The 18,872-nt window shown below is 63.8% G+C and carries 17 protein-coding genes; 5 read left to right on the top strand and 12 right to left on the bottom strand.

Going from position 1 to position 18,872, the window contains the following annotated elements; translation table 11 throughout:
• The first annotated feature begins 160 nt into the window (after positions 1-160).
• Positions 161-2,191 carry a hypothetical protein gene (locus LU671_RS19060; protein ID WP_232856552.1) on the top strand — a complete coding sequence of 677 codons (2,031 nt, stop codon included), beginning with the start codon at positions 161-163 and terminating at the stop codon, positions 2,189-2,191.
• 298 nt (positions 2,192-2,489) lie between these two features.
• Positions 2,490-4,541 carry a hypothetical protein gene (locus LU671_RS19055; RefSeq protein ID WP_232856551.1) on the top strand — a complete coding sequence of 684 codons (2,052 nt, stop codon included), beginning with the start codon at positions 2,490-2,492 and terminating at the stop codon, positions 4,539-4,541.
• A 62-nt stretch (positions 4,542-4,603) separates the two neighbouring features.
• Here LU671_RS19055 and LU671_RS19050 read toward each other — a convergent pair whose 3' ends face one another.
• The 12 genes from LU671_RS19050 to ccmA all read right to left on the bottom strand — a co-directional run bounded on the left by LU671_RS19050 (position 4,604) and on the right by ccmA (position 13,852).
• On the bottom strand, positions 4,604-5,392 hold the full coding sequence (locus tag LU671_RS19050) for a PhzF family phenazine biosynthesis protein (protein WP_232856550.1): 789 nt from the start codon (positions 5,390-5,392) through the stop codon (positions 4,604-4,606).
• A 31-nt stretch (positions 5,393-5,423) separates the two neighbouring features.
• A complete protein-coding gene (locus tag LU671_RS19045) occupies positions 5,424-6,362 on the bottom strand; it encodes an NAD(P)-dependent oxidoreductase (RefSeq protein ID WP_232856549.1) in 939 nt (312 codons plus the stop codon).
• 147 nt (positions 6,363-6,509) lie between these two features.
• The gene (locus LU671_RS19040; RefSeq protein ID WP_203651691.1) at positions 6,510-6,932 is read right to left on the bottom strand and encodes a hypothetical protein; all 423 of its coding nucleotides are present in this window, start codon (positions 6,930-6,932) and stop codon (positions 6,510-6,512) included.
• 12 nt (positions 6,933-6,944) lie between these two features.
• A complete protein-coding gene (ccmI, locus tag LU671_RS19035) occupies positions 6,945-8,132 on the bottom strand; it encodes a c-type cytochrome biogenesis protein CcmI (protein ID WP_232856548.1) in 1,188 nt (395 codons plus the stop codon).
• Entirely contained in the window at positions 8,125-8,601 is a 477-nt protein-coding gene (locus LU671_RS19030) for a cytochrome c-type biogenesis protein (RefSeq protein ID WP_232856547.1), read from the bottom strand. The genes ccmI and LU671_RS19030 overlap by 8 nt, the downstream gene beginning before the upstream one ends.
• Positions 8,598-9,134, bottom strand: coding sequence for a DsbE family thiol:disulfide interchange protein (locus tag LU671_RS19025; RefSeq protein ID WP_232856546.1), 537 nt, complete (start codon positions 9,132-9,134; stop codon positions 8,598-8,600). The genes LU671_RS19030 and LU671_RS19025 overlap by 4 nt, the downstream gene beginning before the upstream one ends.
• Positions 9,131-11,104 carry a heme lyase CcmF/NrfE family subunit gene (locus LU671_RS19020; protein ID WP_232856571.1) on the bottom strand — a complete coding sequence of 658 codons (1,974 nt, stop codon included), beginning with the start codon at positions 11,102-11,104 and terminating at the stop codon, positions 9,131-9,133. The genes LU671_RS19025 and LU671_RS19020 overlap by 4 nt, the downstream gene beginning before the upstream one ends.
• A gap of 11 nt (positions 11,105-11,115) precedes the next feature.
• Positions 11,116-11,571: a cytochrome c maturation protein CcmE gene (gene ccmE, locus LU671_RS19015; protein WP_028691020.1), complete on the bottom strand. Its 456-nt coding sequence runs from the start codon at positions 11,569-11,571 to the stop codon at positions 11,116-11,118.
• Complete coding sequence (gene ccmD / locus LU671_RS19010) at positions 11,568-11,744, bottom strand: heme exporter protein CcmD (RefSeq protein WP_011534872.1); 177 nt, start codon at positions 11,742-11,744, stop codon at positions 11,568-11,570. The genes ccmE and ccmD overlap by 4 nt, the downstream gene beginning before the upstream one ends.
• On the bottom strand, positions 11,741-12,508 hold the full coding sequence (locus LU671_RS19005) for a heme ABC transporter permease (RefSeq protein ID WP_232856545.1): 768 nt from the start codon (positions 12,506-12,508) through the stop codon (positions 11,741-11,743). Before LU671_RS19005 ends, ccmD begins: the two co-directional genes overlap by 4 nt.
• A gap of 46 nt (positions 12,509-12,554) precedes the next feature.
• Positions 12,555-13,223, bottom strand: a complete 669-nt coding sequence (ccmB, locus tag LU671_RS19000; protein ID WP_028691018.1) for a heme exporter protein CcmB — start codon at positions 13,221-13,223, stop codon at positions 12,555-12,557.
• Complete coding sequence (gene ccmA / locus LU671_RS18995; protein WP_232856544.1) at positions 13,220-13,852, bottom strand: cytochrome c biogenesis heme-transporting ATPase CcmA; 633 nt, start codon at positions 13,850-13,852, stop codon at positions 13,220-13,222. The genes ccmB and ccmA overlap by 4 nt, the downstream gene beginning before the upstream one ends.
• Positions 13,853-14,119: 267 nt before the next feature.
• On the opposite strand from ccmA, the gene fliK reads away from it, so the two are divergent.
• From fliK to LU671_RS18980, 3 genes are all read left to right on the top strand, one after another.
• Positions 14,120-15,682: a flagellar hook-length control protein FliK gene (fliK, locus tag LU671_RS18990; protein WP_232856543.1), complete on the top strand. Its 1,563-nt coding sequence runs from the start codon at positions 14,120-14,122 to the stop codon at positions 15,680-15,682.
• Positions 15,679-16,023, top strand: coding sequence for an EscU/YscU/HrcU family type III secretion system export apparatus switch protein (locus LU671_RS18985; protein ID WP_203651676.1), 345 nt, complete (start codon positions 15,679-15,681; stop codon positions 16,021-16,023). The genes fliK and LU671_RS18985 overlap by 4 nt, the downstream gene beginning before the upstream one ends.
• A gap of 123 nt (positions 16,024-16,146) precedes the next feature.
• Positions 16,147-18,855 (top strand): dermonecrotic toxin domain-containing protein, encoded by a 2,709-nt coding sequence (locus LU671_RS18980; RefSeq protein WP_232856542.1) that lies wholly within the window; start codon positions 16,147-16,149, stop codon positions 18,853-18,855.
• Positions 18,856-18,872 lie beyond the last annotated feature (17 nt).

Genomic DNA, 18,872 nt, shown 5'->3' with positions numbered 1-18,872 from the left:
CCGACCTAGTAATTCTGTCAGCTTACAAGTTCGCGCTTTTTCCCGACTATGAACCTGCGTTCGTTTGCACCGTACTCGGTATCGGAACGACTTGGAACACTGCCGAGGCCCGTCACCGCCAGCCCCAAACCTGAAGCCCTGACAGCACAGGAAAACAACCATGTCTGAACGTTATTTCATCGCCGAGTATCGGCCTGCCACCCTGCCGGCCAAATCCATTGCCTCGCAATGTGGTTGCCATAGCCGGCACGCCTACAAGGCGGTTCGAAAACCTGCTCGCATTAACGCCACGTGGGGCTTTGATGAGGAACTGGTGTTTCCCAAGGATGCGCTCGCTCCGACCCTCCCGGGTGTCGAGGCAGACAACCTGTTGCTGGCAGACTTCAGGAACTACCCTATCACGCTACGGTTCAGAATCCCGGCTAAGGTTGTCGACCCAACCCGGGATGCCGTACTGCTTCTCGTGGACGGGAGCGCGTTCAGCATCCCCATCACCTTCGAGGGCTACAAGGCGGGGGACATCTTTTCCATCGAACTGCCCGCCAGCGCTCGCCAAGAAGGCATCCATACGATCCAGTACCGCATACATTACTCGAACAATCGATCGGAGGACGGTCCCCTCCAATCCTTCAAGGTCGATCTGACTGCACCTGGCCTGCCGTCACTGGCCGAATTGAACGTCGATAGCGACATCATCAAAGGCGGGGTCACCTCGGCCACCCTCGAAATCCACAATGGCAAGCACTATCTCAAAACGACCCTCAATGGCTACAACGGCCTTGGAATAGGCGACAGGATCCGTGGCGTGATCGCCGACCTCGACGGGTTCGGTAGCACAACGGATGTCGAGCAAGAATACGGGCCTGGAGACGAGATCATCTTGCGGTTCCTGAGGGAGGACATCGAACGTGCAGGGGATGGCCTTAAAACATTCGCCTATACCGTCACCGACCGCGCCGGCAATATTTCGCTCCCTTCGCGCCCCGTGACTCTCAAGGTACTGCTCGACGGCGAGCTGACCAATCTTCCGGCACCAGAAGTGGCAGACAGCGCCGATGGCATCATCAACGATGAAGAGGCGCGCAAACCGCTGGAAGTGATCATCCCCGCCTATTCGGACAAACCCATTCTGCCAGGCGACGCGATCGAGCTGATCTGGGGCGATGCCCACCACGAACCACTACCCATCCCCGATGGCGAGGAAGGTGCTCGCCTGCCGATCTACCCGGACTATGCAGCCCTTTACGACACCTGGAAGGCGCAATCGCAGGGGCGCGATGAAACCGCCCGCATCACCGTAAGCTATCGGATCATTCGCGAAGGCATGGTGGCCGGCACCTCCGCAGGGTTGGACGTGGTCATCAACCTGCACCAGGTGGGTGGCGATCCAGAGCCAGAGGTACCGACCCACCCGAACCTGCGTCCAGCCGTGCTGATGTCCTGGTCAGGGCAGCTCAACTACATCCCCAAAGATGACTATGCCAAGGACGCCAGGCTCTTCGTGCCATGGTTCGACCGGCACTCACCGACGGCACCGGTGCTGATCGAGGGCGATGTGGTCCAGCTCAGATACGGTACCTATGCGTTTCCCCCACGGACCGTCAGCGACGCTGACGTCGGCAAGAAGGCTGACCTCGAATTTCCCCTCACGGCCGACCTGATCGCAGAGCAAGCGGGTGGCACACAAGCCCTGGTCTATGAGGTGGAGCGCCCTGTCCAAGGCCCGACCCACAACACGTCACAGGGGCCGGTCCAACCAGTGCTCGTGGACGCTGATGAGCAACTGCCTGGCGATGGCGACCTGGGAGAAGGTGAATACGCGCCCCTCAAGTCCGCCTGCTGCATCATCCCGGCTGATCTCGAAGATGGCAAGATCGTGTATTTCGTGACGCCGCCGTACAAGCACAAGCGACCTGGCGACCTGATTGAAATCAATCTGGTCCAGGTGGAGACTGATAGACACACCGAAAATGAGGAGCCTATCGAGGTATCAAGAATCAAGGACTCGTACACGGTCGCCGATGCCAGTGAGGAGACCGAGGAGTACCGGTTTCCCCTTCCGCGCGCCCAACTAATCGCCCCCAGTAAACGTTGCCATATTCATTCCACATGGCAAGTCACTAGGAATGGGAAAACGGTAGCGAACGACACCACCGCCCTGCTCATCGTGGATCTGCGCGGCATGCGATGAGGAAGGCAGCACTGCAGCCCTAACCCACAGGCGCCCGTCGATTGATATCGAGGGGCTCCTCGAAGCGCGCGATGACAACTCGTCCCCTTGCGCCCATCCCGCCGACGGCCACCGCCTGCCAGTGGCGACCTGGCAATTCTGTCAGGTTACAAGCGCGCGCTTTTTTCCGACCATGACTCTGCGATCGCATCGGCTGCGCCAGGTACCGGGACAGCCAGTAGGACTGCTGTGGCAGTGCCTGACGGGGCACGTCGCCCAGCAGCAACCCTGTGAATCCCCTAGCCACTGGAATGCAACCATGTCTGACCAATCTTCTCGCATCGACGTGCACACACCCGGCAAGGTGCCAAGCCAATCCATTACCCACTCCGGGCGTTGCAAGTGCCCTATGGTCTACAAGCCAACACGCAAACGGTCGCCAGGCATACTGGGTTTTACTGATCCCTTGGTGTTCCCGGCAAACGCCCTGGCGGAATTGCCGCCGTCCGGCATTGCAGACAATTTACTGTTGGCAAGCGTCAGCTCCGACCCGCTCAAGCTCACATTTCCAGTGCCGGACTCGATCAAGGACCCGGACGGCGATAGCGTGCAACTGATAGTAGATGGTGCTCCATTGGATCCGGCCGTCACGTTCAAAGGTAAAAAACCTGGGGACACTTTTGAAATCGACCTTCCTGCGTCTGTTCGCACGGAAGGCACCCACACGATCATCTACCGAGTCATATACTCCGGCAGTGGTAACGAGAGTGGCCCAGCACAATCCTTCATTGTCGACCTGACCAAACCTGGCGAACCCTTGCTGGCCGAGTTGATTGTTGATGAGCTAATCAAAACGAACGGGCTGACCTCGGACAAGCTCAAGGAAGAGGACGGCGAGCAATACCTGGAATGCACCGTTGCCGGCTATGGCGGCCTAGCGCCCGGCGACATCATCGAGGGAGCGATCAGCAGCACGTTACGTTCTCGACGCATAGCCCGGGGGAGCATGCGTCGTCGTCCCAAGGACGGATTGACGCTGCGCTTCCTACGGGCAGATATCGAGGCCCTGGGGGATGGCACCCTCGTTTTCACCTACAAAATCACGGATCGGGCGGGCAATGTTTCGGATATGTCCCTCCCACTGACGCTGAAGGTACTCCTCAAGGGGGAACTGAAAGGCCTACTCGCGCCGCTGATTGCTGCACACACTGACGGTCTCATCATCGATGCGGAGGCACGCGAGCCTCTGGAACTGGTCGTACCCGCCCATACTGGCACGCCGGCTATCCAGCCGGGTGACAAGATCGAACTGGTGTGGGGTGACGCCGTGCATGAACTGGTACCTATCCCTGGTGGCGAAGAAGGCAACCCGCAGACTTTGTATCCCTCCTATGCAGCCCTCTACGATACGTGGAAGAAAGAAACGGCAGGTGCCAACCTGGTCGCCAGTATCGATGTGTTCTACCGCATTATTCGAAACGGTATTGTTGCCGGCACCTCGCAGATCACCACAGTGGCGGTTAACTTGTTCCAGGTTGGCGGCGATCCAAATCCAGATCCGGAAGATCCGGTGCATCCGAACCTGCGCCCCCCTTACCTGGAGACCGCAAGCAAACAATACAATGAAATCCCCAGTGAGGAATTCGACCAGGACGCCACGATCTACATACCGTTGTACGATCGAAAATTCCCACCCAGGAAGGTCTTGGAGAAGGACGACAAGGTCTTGGTCTTCTATGGTGAGATAAAGTTTCCTGTACGTACTGTCACCGAACAGGAAGCGAACGGCACGGACGATCTGCGGTTTCCGCTGACTGCCGACCAGATCGCGCAAGAAGGCTCTGGTACAAAACCGCTCCACTTCTTGGTAACCCGAGCGATCACAGGCGGGAAGGAGAATACTTCGCGGTCCTATGAACAACCGATCACAGTGCACGGAAACGATGAGCTTCCGGGTGAAGGAAGCCTCGATGATGGCCGATACTTCCCTGTCAGAGCGAGTGACGGCTGGATCACGAAAGAGCAGATTGCCCTGGGCGTCAAATTCATTACACCGCACTATGCGAACAAGAAGCCGGGTGACACTATTTCGATCGAGCTGTACCAGGCTGCTGGCCGTTCACACGACGCTGGCGAAACGCCAATCGACGGGAGCAGATACTCCTTCTTGAAAACCGTTGGTGAAGACGATAAAGACAAAGAAACAGAGTTTGAAATCCCGGCACATCACCTGTTGTTCCCAAATGACTTTTGCCATATGCATGCCACATGGACTGCGACAAATGAATTTGGGCCTGTATCAAATACCACGACTCCCCTGGTAATTGTCGACACCCGCGGCGATAACGCTGAGTCTGAAAACAAGTCCTGACTACAGTAGACAATGGCAAGCTTGCACCATCAGCGTACCCCTTCGGGGGTACGCCCTCCTCGTTACAGATTCACTAGGCCGCGCAAATACAACGCCGCATAACCACTGATGATTACCCGGCCATTGCCAGGTGACTCACAGACCAACTGCCCCTTGCGCGCACCACCCTGCTGGCAATGAAGCCGTGCCTGCCCGAGCCGCTCGGCCCAGTAAGGGACCAACGAGGTATGCGCCGAGCCGGTGACCGGATCTTCATTGACCCCGACCCGAGGCCCGAACCAACGTGTAACGAAATCGAACCCTCCCCCCGGCGCCGTCACCGCGATGCCACGCACGTCGAAGCGAGACAAAGCGACGAAATCGGGCTGCAAGGCCGCAAGCTCCGCTGGGTCATCGATCACCACGATGTAGTCGTCGGTACGATACAAGCCTCGCGCACTGGCCAAGCCCAAGGCCTCCAGCAACCCCGCTGGCATCTCCACTGCCAGCGGCTGCTTGGCCGGGAAGTCCATCGCCAGCAGGCCCTCGGTGCCGCGGCTGACCCGCAGTTCACCGCTGCGGGTGTTGAAGCGCAGCTCTTCGCGCTGCTCGCCCAACTGCTCGTACAGCACCCAGGCCGACGCCAAGGTGGCGTGGCCGCACAAATCAACTTCGACTGTCGGGGTGAACCAGCGCAGGTCGTAGCTTTCACCGTTGCGAACGAAATAGGCAGTTTCGGACAGATTGTTTTCTTCGGCGATACGCTGCAGCAGCGCATCGGGTAGCCAGCTGTCCAAAGGGATCACCGCCGCTGGATTGCCGCCGAACGGCTTGGCGGAAAAAGCATCGACCTGGAAGATCTCGAGTTGCATGCAGCACTCCTTGGATAAGTGAAAGCAAAGGCTATTCGTGTACTGGCGTGAGCACCGGCTCACCGGCAAAGAACGCCTGCAGGTTGCGCAGCACCAGGCTGACCGTGTCGCGGGCGGCCTCGGGGGACTGGCCGGCGACATGAGGGGTGAGCACGGTATTGCCGAGGGCCTTGAGGGCATCGGGCACGCCGGGTTCGCCATCGAACACATCGAGCGCGGCGCCGGCAATCCGTCCCTGAGCCAGGGCGGCGACCAGCGCCTGGGTATCGACCACGCTGGCGCGGGCGATATTCACCAGGTAGCCCTCGGCGCCCAGCGCGTCAAGCACCTGCGCGTCGACCAGGTGCTGGGTGCCGGCCCCGCCCGGGGTGGCGACGACCAGGATATCGACGGCATCGGCCAGGTGCAGCGGGCTGTCGTACCAGGTGTAGGGCGCATCGTTGCGCGGGGTACGGCTGTGATAGCTGACGGGCATGTCGAAGCCGAGGCTGGCACGCTTGGCGATTGCCAACCCCACCGCGCCCAGCCCCAGGATGCCCAGGCGTTTGCCGCTCACCGACGGGCTGATCACCCGCTGCCATTCGCCACGGCGGGTGCTGGCGTCGGCACGGGGAATGTCGCGCAACAGGGCCAGCAGCAGGGCCAGGGCGTGGTCGGCCACGGCGGCGGCATTGGCACCGGCGCCATTGGTGACGGTGATGCCACGGGCGGCGGCGGCGGCCAGGTCGACCTGCTCGTAGCCGGCACCGATCACGCAGATGATCCGCAGGTTGACCAATGTGGCAATTTCGCCGGCAGTCAGGCCAAGCGGACCACGAGTGAGCACGGCATCGATCTCCCCGGCATGACGGGCGATGGCGTCGGCGCGCAGTTGCGGCGACGGTGCGCGGATCAGGCGGTAGCCGGCCCGTTCCAATAACGGCAGGTAGTCATCGACGGTTTCCACCAGCACCAGGACTGTCTTGCTCATGCCACCCTCCGGTTGAATGCGAAGGGGGATTATGCCAGCTGTTGGCGCGGCCGGCCCTATCGCGGGGCAAGCCCGCTCCCACGCAATTGACGATGAGCATTACTGGCGTGGGAGCGGGCTTGCCCCGCGATAAGGCCTCAACGGCAATTATTGCCCAAACGCCCTGCCCAACCCGCCCGGCACACCACTGCTGTCGGTGTCCTGCCACGGCCCGTTGGGGCTCAGCGACCAGCTCCAGCCGTTGTTCCAACGGTAATAGGTGCGCTGGCGGTAGAAGGTGTTGGGCTGCTTCTCCAGCACATAGACCCCAAGCTTCGGGTCCCAGTGGCTGGCGCCCCCCGGCGGCGGCGCGAAGCTGGCGGAGGTGCGTGGCATCGGCTTGGGAATCGCCGCCGGCTTGCTCGGCTGGGTGCCGGGCTGGCCACCCGGCAAGGGCTTGACCACCGGTCCTTTGTGCGGCGGCGTGGTCTCGATCGGCGGCAGCGGCTCACGCTCCCCGGGCTGATGCACCGTACACGCGGAAAGACCCAGGGCCAGGGTGATCAGGGTCAGGCGGACGGTGCTGTTCATGGGGGGGCTCTCTTATGAGTCGGGGCTGTCGATGGTCACATGCTGGATGCCCCGGGTGCCGGTGGCCAGCGGGGCGCTCTGGCCCTTCCATTCACCGTGGGTGGGCTGCCCGGCGCGCGAGACTCGGGCAACCAGTTGGACTTCGGCAAAGTCCGACAGTTTCATCTGCGGCATCATCGCGTCGGCATCGGACAACTCCACCTCGATCGGCAGCTGCGCCACCGTCACCCGCTTGGCCGCCAGCGGCATGGGCGGGCCATTGCTGGCGCGGGCGAAGATGAACACGGTGTCGTCCGGACGCACCTTGTCCTTGAGCGCCGCGGCCAACTCTACGCGCACTTTCAGGCGCGCTGTTTCGGCCACCTTGCCGCCACCGGCCTTGAGTTTGTCGGCGGCGCGGTCGATGCCGCCCTGCAGCGCGTCGCGGGACGCGTCGCCCTGCGGCAACTGCGCCAGCAGACGCTGCCAGTAGTCGATGGCCTCCTGGTAGCGCTCGCCCTCGAAGGCGGCGATACCACGCAGGCCGAGGCTGGTGACCTCTTGCGGGTCGGCCTTGAGCGCCTCATCGGTGAGTGCCTGCAATTGCGCCGACCACTGTTTGTCGGCGGCGAAGTACAGCGACTGCGCCCACTGCCCGAGCAGCTCGGGCTGACGCCCGGCCAGGGCCACGGTGCGCTCGAAGGCCTTGGCCGCATCGGCCGGCCGTTGCTCGGCCATATAGGCACGACCGAGGAAGTAAAGGCCTTCGGCCGAGTCGGGCTGGGCCTGCACCGCACGCTCCAGGCGCGTGGTCATTTCCGCCATCGACTGCGGCGCGCTGGCGAACTCCTGGGTCAGCTCGACCTTGTCTGCGGCGCCGAAGTGCAGGTACAGCCCCAGGGCCATGGCCGGCACCAGCACCGCCGCCAGCAGCGGCACGGCCTTGCCCAGGTGGCCCTGACGCGTCACCTCGCCGCGCTCGGTGTCGGCCAGCAGCTCACGGGCGGCCTCGTCACGACCATTGGCCAGTTGTTGTTCATCAAGAACGCCGGCCGCCTGCTGGGCAACCAGTTCGGCAACGCGCTCTTCATAGAGCGCCACGTTGAGGGCGGTACGATCCTGCTCGGCCTGCTGGCGGCGGTGACCGCGCAGGATCGGCAACAGCAGGAAAGCCAGGGCGGCGAGCAGCAGCAGGCCCGCGCTAAGCCAGAATTCAGTCATGGGTACGTTCTTTATCCAGCAGTTTGGCCAGACGCTCGCGTTCGTCGGCGGACAGTTCGGTATTGCCGGCCACGGCCTGGCCACGGCGACGGCGCACGATCAGCGCCAGCACCACGAAGCCTGCGACCAGGAGGATCCCCGGGCCGAACCAGAGCAGCCAGGTGCGCCCGCTGAGCGCTGGCTTGTAGCGCACGAAGTCGCCATAGCGATCGACCATGAAATCGACGATCTGCTGGTTGTCCTTGCCCTCGCCCAGCATGCGGAAGATCTCGCGGCGCAAGTCGGCGGCGATGGGCGCGTTGGAATCGGCGATGTCCTGGTTCTGGCACTTGGGGCAGCGCAGTTCCTTGGTCAGTTGCTGATAGCGCTCGCGCTCGGCGTCGTCGCGGAACTGGTAGGTGTCGATGGCCGCCTTGGCCACGCCGGCCAGGCTCAGGCCGAGCACGGCGGCCGCCAGCCAGCGCCTCATGGCCGGGCCTCGTCGACCAGGCCCTGGTACAGCGGCGCCAGCTGCTCGCGCCACACCGTGGCATCGACCACGCCCACGTGCTTGTAGCGGATGATGCCCTTGGCGTCGATCAGGAAGGTTTCCGGCGCGCCGTACACGCCCAGGTCCAGGCCCAGCGAGCCTTGCTGGTCGGCGATGTTCAGCTGGTATGGGTTGTGGAACTCAGCCAGCCACTTCAGCGCGGCGGCGTTGTCGTCCTTGTAGTTGACCCCGTGGATCACCACGCCCTGCTCGGCCAGCTGGTTCAGGTACGGGTGCTCGACCTTGCACGACGGGCACCAGGTGCCCCACACGTTGACCAGCGCCGGGCGGCCGATCAGGTCGGCCTGGGTGAGGCTGCGATCGCCCTGCACGCTCGCCAGCGCGAACGTCGGGAACGGCTTGCCGATCATCGCCGAAGGCAGTTCGTCGGGTTTCAAGAACAACCCCTTGTAGAGAAAGACCGCCACCAGCAGGAACACCGCCAGCGGTACCACCATGATCCAACGCTTCATGCAGTTGCTCCAGACACGCCCAGGGCCTCACGCACCCGGGTCTTGACCTTGACGCGGTAGCGTCGGTCGAAGGCCGCCAGCAAGCCGCCCAGGCCGGTCAGCAGACCGCCCAGCCAGATCCAGCGGACATAGGGTTTGATATGCACCCGCACCGCCCAGGCGCCGTTTTCCAACGGCTCGCCCAGGGCGACATACAGGTCGCGGGTGAAACCGGCGTCGATGCCGGCCTCGGTCATCATCGACTGCTGCACGGTGTACAGGCGTTTCTCCGGGTGCAGCACGGACACTTCGCGGCCATCGCGCGAAACCCGCACGGTGCCCTTGTCGGAAATGAAGTTCGGGCCTTCGAAGTGCTTGGCGCCCTCGAACAGGAAGTGATAGCCCCCCAGCTCGACGGTCTCGCCCGGCGCCATGCGCAGGTCGCGCTCGGCGCTGTTGTTGCTCGACAGCACCACGCCCAGGGCGCACACCACCAGGCCCAGGTGCGCCAGGTGCATGCCCCAGTAGCTGCGGCTCAGACCCGCCAGCCCCTTGGCCAGGCCTTTGTGACGGGTCTTGTCGAGGATGTCGCGCACGCCGCTCAGGACCACCCAGGCGGCCAGGGCGAACACGCTCAGGGCCGGCCAGTCGAAGTCGTCGACGATCAGCCCGGCGACCGGCGCCAGCACTGCACTGCCGACCAGCACCGGGGTCAGCATGCCGGCCAGCCATTTGCCGGGAGTGTCCTTCCAGCGCACCACCACGCCCACGCCGAGCACCACCATCAGCAGCGCCATCAACGGCAGGAAAAGGGCGTCGAAGTAAGGCGGGCCGACCGACAGCTTGGCCCCGGTCAGGGCGTCGAGCACCAGCGGGTAGAGGGTGCCCAGCAGGATCATCGAGGCCGCCACCACCAGCACCAGGTTGTTGGCCAGCAGCAGGGTTTCACGGGACCACAGGGCAAAGCCCACCTGGCTCTTGACCACCGGCGCGCGCAGGGCGAACAGGGTCAGCGAGCCACCGACCACGAACAGCAGGAAGATCAGGATGAAGATACCGCGCGACGGGTCGGCGGCGAACGCGTGCACCGAGGTCAACACGCCGGAGCGCACCAGGAAGGTACCCAGCAGGCTCAGGGAGAACGCGGCGATGGCCAGCAGCACGGTCCAGCTCTTGAACACCCCGCGCTTTTCGGTGACCGCCAGCGAGTGGATCAGTGCCGTGCCCACCAGCCAAGGCATGAACGAGGCGTTCTCGACCGGGTCCCAGAACCACCAGCCACCCCAGCCCAGCTCGTAATAGGCCCACCACGAGCCAAGGGTGATGCCCACGCCGAGGAAGGCCCAGGCGACGATGGTCCAGGGCCGCGACCAGCGCGCCCAGGCGGCATCGAGGCGCCCGCCGAGCAAGGCGGCGATGGCGAAGGCGAAGGCCACCGAGAAGCCCACGTAGCCCATGTACAGCATCGGCGGGTGGACGATCAGGCCGAAGTCCTGCAACAGCGGGTTGAGGTCGCGACCATCGCCCGGCACCTGCGGCAGCAGGCGCGAGAACGGGTTGGAGGTGATGATCAGGAAGCTCAGGAAGCCCACGCTGATCATGCCCATCACCGCCAGCACGCGCGCCAGCATCACCTGCGGCAACTGACGCGAGAAGATCGACACGGCGAAGGTCCAGCCACCGAGGATCAACGCCCACAGCAGCAGCGAGCCTTCGTGGGCGCCCCACACGGCGCTGAACTTGTAGTACCAGGGCAAGGCGCTGTTGGAGTTGCTGGCGACGTAGGCGACCGAGAAGTTGTCGGTCATGAAGGCGTGGGTCAGGCAGGCGAAGGCGAACGCCAGGAAGGCAAACTGCCCCCAGGCCGCCGGCCGCGCCAGGCCCATCCACAGGCTGTCGCCGCGCCAGGCGCCGAGCAGCGGTACAGTGGCCTGCACGGCGGCGAAGCAGATCGCCAGGATCATCGCCAGCTGGCCGAGTTCGGGGATCACCAGGGCCGCATTCATGGTTTGGCTCCCGCGTCGCTGGCGGCCTGGCCGCTTTCCTTCAGGGCCTTGGTGACTTCCGGCGGCATGTATTTCTCGTCGTGCTTGGCCAGCACCTCGTCGGCCACCACCACGCCGTCGGCGTTGAGCTTGCCAAGGGCGACGATGCCCTGCCCTTCGCGGAACAGGTCGGGGAGGATGCCGCGGTAGGTGATCGGCACTGATTTTGTGTAGTCGGTAACCACGAAACGCACATCGAGCGAATCGGCCGAGCGCTGCACCGAACCTTTCTCGACCATGCCGCCGGCGCGGATGCGGGTATCCAGCGGCGCCTCGCCGTTGGCGATCTGCGTCGGGGTGTAGAACAGGTTGATGTTCTGCTGCAGCGCGCTCAGGGCGAAGCCCACGGCGACGCCGACACCGGCCAGCAGGCCGAGGATGATGAACAGGCGTTTCTTGCGCTGCGGATTCACGGTTTGCTCTCCCGGCGCAGACGACGCGCCTCTTCTTGCAGGTAGCGGCGACGGGCCAGCAGGGGCGCGGCGACATTCAGCGCCAGCACCGCCAGGCAGATGCCGTAGGCCGACCAGACGTACAGGCCATGGTGGCCCATGGCGAGAAAATCACTGAAGGACGCAAAGCTCATCGTACCGCCTCCCGTCCGAGTTGCCCCAGCACCTCATCCTTGACCCAACTGGCGCGGGCTTCGCGTTTGAGCACTTCGAGGCGCATGCGCAGCAGCAGCACGGCGCCGAAGAAGCAGTAGAAACCCAGCGCGGTGAGCAGCAGCGGCAGCCACATTTCCACCGGCATGGCCGGCTTTTCGGTCAGCGTGAAGGTGGCGCCCTGGTGCAGGGTGTTCCACCACTCCACCGAGTACTTGATGATCGGGATGTTGACCACGCCGACGATCGCCAGCACCGCACAGGCCTTGGCCGCGCTGTCGCGATTGCTGATGGCCTGGCCCAGGGCGATGATGCCGAAGTACAGGAACAGCAGGATGAGCATGGACGTCAGGCGCGCATCCCAGACCCACCAGCTACCCCAGGTGGGCTTGCCCCAGATCGCCCCGGTAACCAAGGCTACCGCGGTCATCCAGGCGCCGATGGGCGCCGCGCACTGCAGCGCGACGTCGGCCAGTTTCATCTTCCACACCAGCCCCACCACCCCCGCCACCGCGAGCATCACGTAGCACGACTGGGCGAGCATGGCCGTCGGCACGTGGATATAGATGATGCGGAAACTGTTGCCCTGCTGGTAGTCCTGGGGGGCGAAGGCCAGGCCCCAGGTGATGCCGACCAGCAGCAGCACGACAGAGGAAACGGTCAGCCACGGCAGCATGCGGCCGCTGATGGCATAGAACCATTTGGGGGAACCCAGCTTGTGGAACCACGTCCAACTCATTTTCATCAGGGTACATCCAGGGTATTGGCCGGGCTGCGGTGCCCGAGACTCGTTATTCGCCGACGCTGATCTTCAGGCCGGCCGCGATCGCAAAGGGTGCCAGTGTCACCGCCAGGGCCGTCAGGCTGGCGAGCCAGAGCAGATGGCCGGTGGCCGGCATATTCTGCAACGCCGCCTGCAACGCACCACTGCCCAGGATCAATACAGGGATATACAACGGCAGAATCAGCAACGCCAGCAGCAGGCCGCCGCGCTTCAGACCGACCGTCAGCGCCGCGCCCACCGCGCCCAGCAGGCTCAGCACCGGCGTGCCCAGCAGCAGTGAGGCGAGCAGCACCGGCAGGCAGGCGCTCGGCAGGCCCAGCATCAGCGCCAGCAGTGGCGCCAACAATACCAGCGCCAGCCCGGAAAAGATCCAGTGCGCCAGCACCTTGGCCAATACCAGCAGCGCCAGCGGGTGCGGCGAAAGCACCCACTGTTCGAGCGAACCGTCCTCGAAATCGCTGCGGAACAGCCCGTCCAGCGACAGCAACACCGCCAGCAGGGCCGCGACCCAGACCAGTCCCGGCGACAAGGTTTGCAACAATTGTGTCTCAGGACCGACCGCCAGCGGAAACAGGGCGACGACAATGGCGAAGAACACCAGCGGATTGGCCAGCTCCGCCGGGCGGCGGAACAACAGGCGCGCCTCGCGGCGCAACAGCAGAAGGAATACGCTCATGCCGCCCATTGCCCCAGGTTCAGCTCACGGTAGCCGGATGGCTTGCGCTCGAGCGTATGGTGGGTGGTCAGCACCACGGTGCCGCCCCGCTCGCAGTGGGCCGCGAGGTGAGCTTCCAGCTGGGCCACGCCCTGCTTGTCGAGGGCGGTGAAGGGTTCGTCGAGGATCCACAGCGGCGGGCTGTCCAGGTACAGCCGTGCCAGGGCGACCCGGCGCTGCTGGCCGGCGGACAGGGTGTGACAGGGCACGTCCTCGAAACCGCGCAAGCCGACAGCCTCCAGTGCCTGCCAGATCGCCTCGCGGCCGGCCGGCCGGTGCAGGGCGCAGAGCCAGGCGAGGTTCTCTTCGGCGGTAAGCAGGTCCTTGATCCCGGCGGCATGGCCGATCCACAGCAGGATGCTGGCCAGGGCATGGCGTTGTTCGGCCAACGGCTGGCCACCGAGCAGGATCTGCCCGGCGGTGGGTTGCATCAGCCCGGCCAGCAGGCGCAGCAGGCTGGTCTTGCCGCTGCCGTTGGGGCCGCTGATCTGCAGCATGTCGCCAGCGCCCAGCTCGAAATCGAGCTGCTCGAACAGCAAGCGCCAGTCGCGCTCGCAGGCCAGGCCTGCGGCTTGGAGGTGAAGGGTCACGGTTTCGCCTTATCTATGTAGGGCTTCGGGGCGGTGTCGCCTGCTTCGCGGGTGAACCCGCTCCCACAGGGTCTTGCGCGGCATCTGAAAGCTGCGCCGTACCTTGTGGGAGCGGGTTCACCCGCGAAGCAGGCAACGCCGCTCCAAAGCCCCTATGTCTCAAGTCGCCCGCCGCGCTGCCGTTATACTGGCAACAATGGGCGGTCGGCATTATTACACGCGTCACCGCGCTGCCAAGAGGCCGAGTTCGACAGGTTGTATACAATCATGACTGAAATCAATAGTCTCGGCGCACAAACCGTGCCAGGGCCCCAGGCGGCCAAGGCGGCCATGACCGGCGAGCTGCTGCGCCTGCTGCAAGCGCAACCCGGCCTGCTGGCCCCGGGCGAGACGGCACGTGCCGAGGTCATGTCGATGCGCCAGGTCGGCGTGGATTTCCAGCTGTTGCTACGCCTGACCCAGGGCAACGGCAACCAGACCCAGTTGCAGGCCAATGCCAGCCAACCCCTGCCCCAGGGCAGCCAGATCACGGTCACGCAGACTGAAAGCAACCGCCTGGCGGTCATGGTGCAGCAGGTCAACGCCAACAACATCACTACCCTCACCCGCCTGGACACCAGCCAGGTTCCAGTCGGCACACTGCTGCAAGGCAAGGTCCTGACCAGCCAGCCCCTGGTTCAGAACGCCGGCGAGATCGCCAGTTTCCGCTCGCTGGTAAGCCTGCTCAACAGCAGCCAGGCCGGCGCCACCCTGGCCATCGACAGCCCGCGGCCACTGCCGATCGGCAGCCTGCTCAGCGCGCTGGTACAAGGTGACCAGTCGCTGCGCTTCGTTCCCTTGAGCGGCCGCCAGGATCAACTGGCCATTGCCCAGCAGCTGGCGACCCAGCAAGGCCGCCAGGCCTCGCTGCCTGGCTTGCTCAATGCCCTGCAGCAGGTCGCCACCTCCGGCGACGCTGGCACGCAACTGCGCGCCAGCGCCGAACGCCTGCTGGCCAGCCTGCCCGATGCCCGCCAACTGGGTGATGCGAAGAATCTGGCCCAGGCCCTGAACAACAGTGGCGCCTTCCTTGAAGCCAAGCTGCTGGGTGGCCTGGCAAGCGGCGTGGCGCCCGACCTGAAGACGCAACTGGTCAGGCTGATCGCACAGTTGCCCAATCCTCCCACGGGACAGATGCTCACGCCCGCACAGACCAGTACGTTGGCCCATGCCCTGCCCGGTTTCGCCCGCAGCGCCCTGGGCATGCTCGGCCAGGTCAGCCCGCGCCCGCAACCTGGAGCCTTCCCCCTGCCCTCGCGGCTGTTGCAGAGCCTGGAAAACGAAGGCGACCTGCAGCAATTGCTGCGCCTGGCCGCCGCCGCCATCTCGCGCCTGCAGAGCCATGCGCTGTCCAGCCTGCAGCAATCCGGACCACTGGAGAACGGCAACCAACAGACCACCTGGCAGACCGAGATCCCCATCCGCCATGGCCAGGAGTTCATTCCCCTGCAGGTCAAGCTGCAGCGCGAGGAAACGCCGGAGCAGCAAGCCGATCGCGAACGTGAAGGGCGTGATCCGCTGGAGGCCATATGGCGGATCGAACTGGCCTTCGACCTGTCACCACTCGGTCCGCTGCAGGTCCAGGCGCAACTGCTGCAAGGACGTCTGTCGGGACAGCTGTGGGCAGAGCAGGAACAGACCGCCCGCCTGATCGACAGTCAGCTCGGCACGCTGCGCGAGCGCCTGCTGGCCCGCGGCCTGGATGTCGGCGACCTGGAGTGCCACCCCGGCACGCCACCGCAAGGCCCCCGCACACGCCTCGAACAACGCTGGGTGGATGAGACCGCATGAAGCACAAGCAGCCACGCCAGGCCATTGCCCTGAGCTACGACGGCCAGCAGGCCCCGACCCTGAGCGCCAAGGGCGACGACGAACTGGCCGAGGCCATCCTCGCCCTGGCCCGTGAACATGAAGTGCCGATCTACGAGAACGCCGAGCTGGTACGCCTGCTGGCCAGGCTGGAACTGGGCGAGCAGATCCCCGAGGCGCTGTACCTGACCATCGCCGAGATCATCGCCTTCGCCTGGCAATTGCGCGGCAAAGTGCCGGTGGGCTTCGACGACCAGCCTGCGCCGCCACGGGATATCACGCCCGAGCAGCTGTTCCTGCCGGCAGGCGTGGATACACGCTGACCCTGCGTGTGGCACCACTCCCAAAGGGGCAATGCCATGCTTGCGCGATAATTCATTACCGCTCCCCGACATAAGGGTTGAGTCACCGTTGTGCCTGGTTTCTCCACACAGGTCGACTCAATCATGCCTCCAACCTTCATCACCAACCTGGGCGTACAGCTCGTTCGCGATCACCTGCAGACCATCCCCCGCCCCGACAAGCACGCCGCACAAGCCATCCGTGACTGGGCCAAACGCCAGGGATCGGACCTGGATCCGGATCAGACCGACGTCGTCACCCTGCACTACCGAGGCCACCAGGCCGTCATCGTCCAGCGCCTGTCACTGACCGAAGCGGTGCTCTCGAACTGGCAAGGCGAGACCGACAAGAACCTGATCGGCCAACTGCTCCCGGGTCATTGGTCCGGTACCCTGCCATCCGGCCCGCTGCAGATCGTCGATCGATTGCCTGCTCGTGAGCCATGGGCGAACGGTGCCGATCATTCGGTATTCAATGGTCTGTTCCGCCGGACCGGTAACGGCCAATACGACAGCACAACGCATCTTGCCGTGGATGTCGAAGCCCTGCAGCGCTTCATCTGGAACCTGGATTTTCACGCCCGCTTCACCGACATGCTGGACAACTACTGGCAGCGCGCCCTGCATGGCCACCAGCTGTCCATGCGGATCAGCTTCATCACCGCCTGCAACAAGCAGGTAAGCGAAGGCTCATTGAGCGATGGGGCACGCCAGCTGGCCTGGCAGGCTGCCGGCTTGGCCCCTCGGGCGGTTGGCCTGCGAATCAGGCCACTGAACGTCTACGGTTACAGTGCCACCGATCTGCTGTGCATCACCGACAAATCCCAACCGCTCACCGTGCTCTACCTGCCAGGCAACGCCTCCCCCCTTCACGAGTTCGCCAACATGGCGGCGCTTCAGGACTGGTTCGCCAGACAGTGCCAGAACCCCGATAAACGTCAGCGCCTGCGCCAGCATTTCAACTTGGCCGACACGCCAGATGGACTGGACTTCAGCGGCCTGGACACCGCCCTCGAAGGCCTGGGCGCCTACCCGGGCATCCACTATCGCTCGCCAAACCGACCGGGATTCACCACCGACGGCCGCTGGTCACCCAGGGACTACGTCAACTACCGTCCGGACAAATACAGCCCGAAGCTCGACGGCGATCTGTTCGAAGCCCTGAGCCTGCGTCAGCGCAAGCGCAGCTATGCCAACGCTGACTTCATCGTTACCAGCAATCAGGAGGTGAACAAGGCGCGCTGGCGCGGCTATGTGGTCAATACCATCAATCTGCTGGCCCCCTTGGCCGTGGTACTGCCAGAACTGGCGCCGCTGCTTGCTCTGGGTGGCATTGCCCAGTTCGCGGCTGGGATCGATCAGGCACTCAACGGCAAGTCACTTGAAGACAAGGCCGAGGGCGTGACGAACATCGAGTTCGGGCTAATGAACGCTGCACCACTTGCCTTGCGCCCATTGGCGCGAGCGCGAGTGCTGTACCCCGCCAAAGACAGGTGTTTTATCTTCCCCAGTCGGGTGAACGACCAACTGGGCTACCCATTGAGCCCGATGACGCCCCCGGCACTGCCCGAACGCCAGCTGGCCGGTCTGTTCGGCTCGACAGTCCCCCCCTTGCCCGGCGGCGACACCGCCATTGCCCAATGGCTGGCGCACGTGCCGGTCTCTGCGGACTCGCAAGCGCAGCTTCAATCCCTGTTGAATGGCTACAACACACTGGTCCTCTACGACAGTGAACATGATGCTTTCATCCTTGAGTCCGAGGCCAACGAGATAAGGCCAAGCTACTACCAGGTATCGCCAGAAGGCCATGGGCTTGTCGAGATGCCCCTGAACGCACGCACAGTCACCGACCCGATGCGCATAAGCAGCCTGCGAGCCATGGGCGTGGATGTGCAACTGCCTTTGGAAATCCCGCCCTTCGAGGCACACCTGCGCCAGCCGATCCCACGGAAGATCTCGAGCCTCTGGGTAGGCGACAAGGTGATCGCACCCAAACTGTTGACCACGCTGGTCCGCAATCAGCAACGCCTGACGAACAGCCAGTATGCCTACCGACTGTTCCTGTCCAACGCCAATGCCCAGGCCTTCGGCGCGAACCTGAGGCTACTGGCCGCACACGCACCGCATCTCGATGTGCTGACCCTGGAGGAGCAGCCGTTCTTCGCAAGGTTGCGCGAAACCAAATACTTCGAGCAGTATCAAGATGCCGTTGGCGGCGCAGGTGCAAATTTCTCTTCGGCATCCGACATCCTGCGCTATCCCCTGCTCGCCGAGGAAGGCGGATTGTACCTGGACGTCGACGATACCTTGCTTGCCGACCCGGTTCATCCGGACAATCCCAACCGCGCCGCGATCGACTCGGTGACCCTGGCCACCACACCGGACAGCCTCATTTTAGGTGGCCCGATGAACAACGACGCCCTGGGGATGCACTGCCAGTACAACACCAACATGATCGCCAGCCATGCTGGCAACCCGACGCTGCAGGCGATCTCGGACACCATGCACGAGCGCTACCTGGCCAACCGTGACTTCTACGGCAACAGGCCAGTAGTGAAGGGCCCCGAATTCGATGCCTATGCCTTGCGCCTGAGCCACATGACCGGGCCCGGCCTGCTAAATGATGTCATCGACCAGCGCCTGCCACGGCTGCGGGCACTACGGCGGATCATCAACCTGCACGCCTTGCCGCAACACAATCCGATGTACCTGGTGACCCCGATCGAACAGGCCTTGCGGGAAGCCGCGACCGGCGACATTCCGCTCAATCAGGTAGCCGAAGTCGGAAACTACCACTCGTGGGCCAAGCCCTGATGTAACAAGGGCGGCCT

Source organism: Pseudomonas sp. NMI760_13 (assembly GCF_021283245.1).
GTDB classification, from domain to species: Bacteria; Pseudomonadota; Gammaproteobacteria; order Pseudomonadales; family Pseudomonadaceae; genus Aquipseudomonas; species Aquipseudomonas peradeniyensis.
This window is presented reverse-complemented; position numbering and strand designations above follow the sequence as displayed.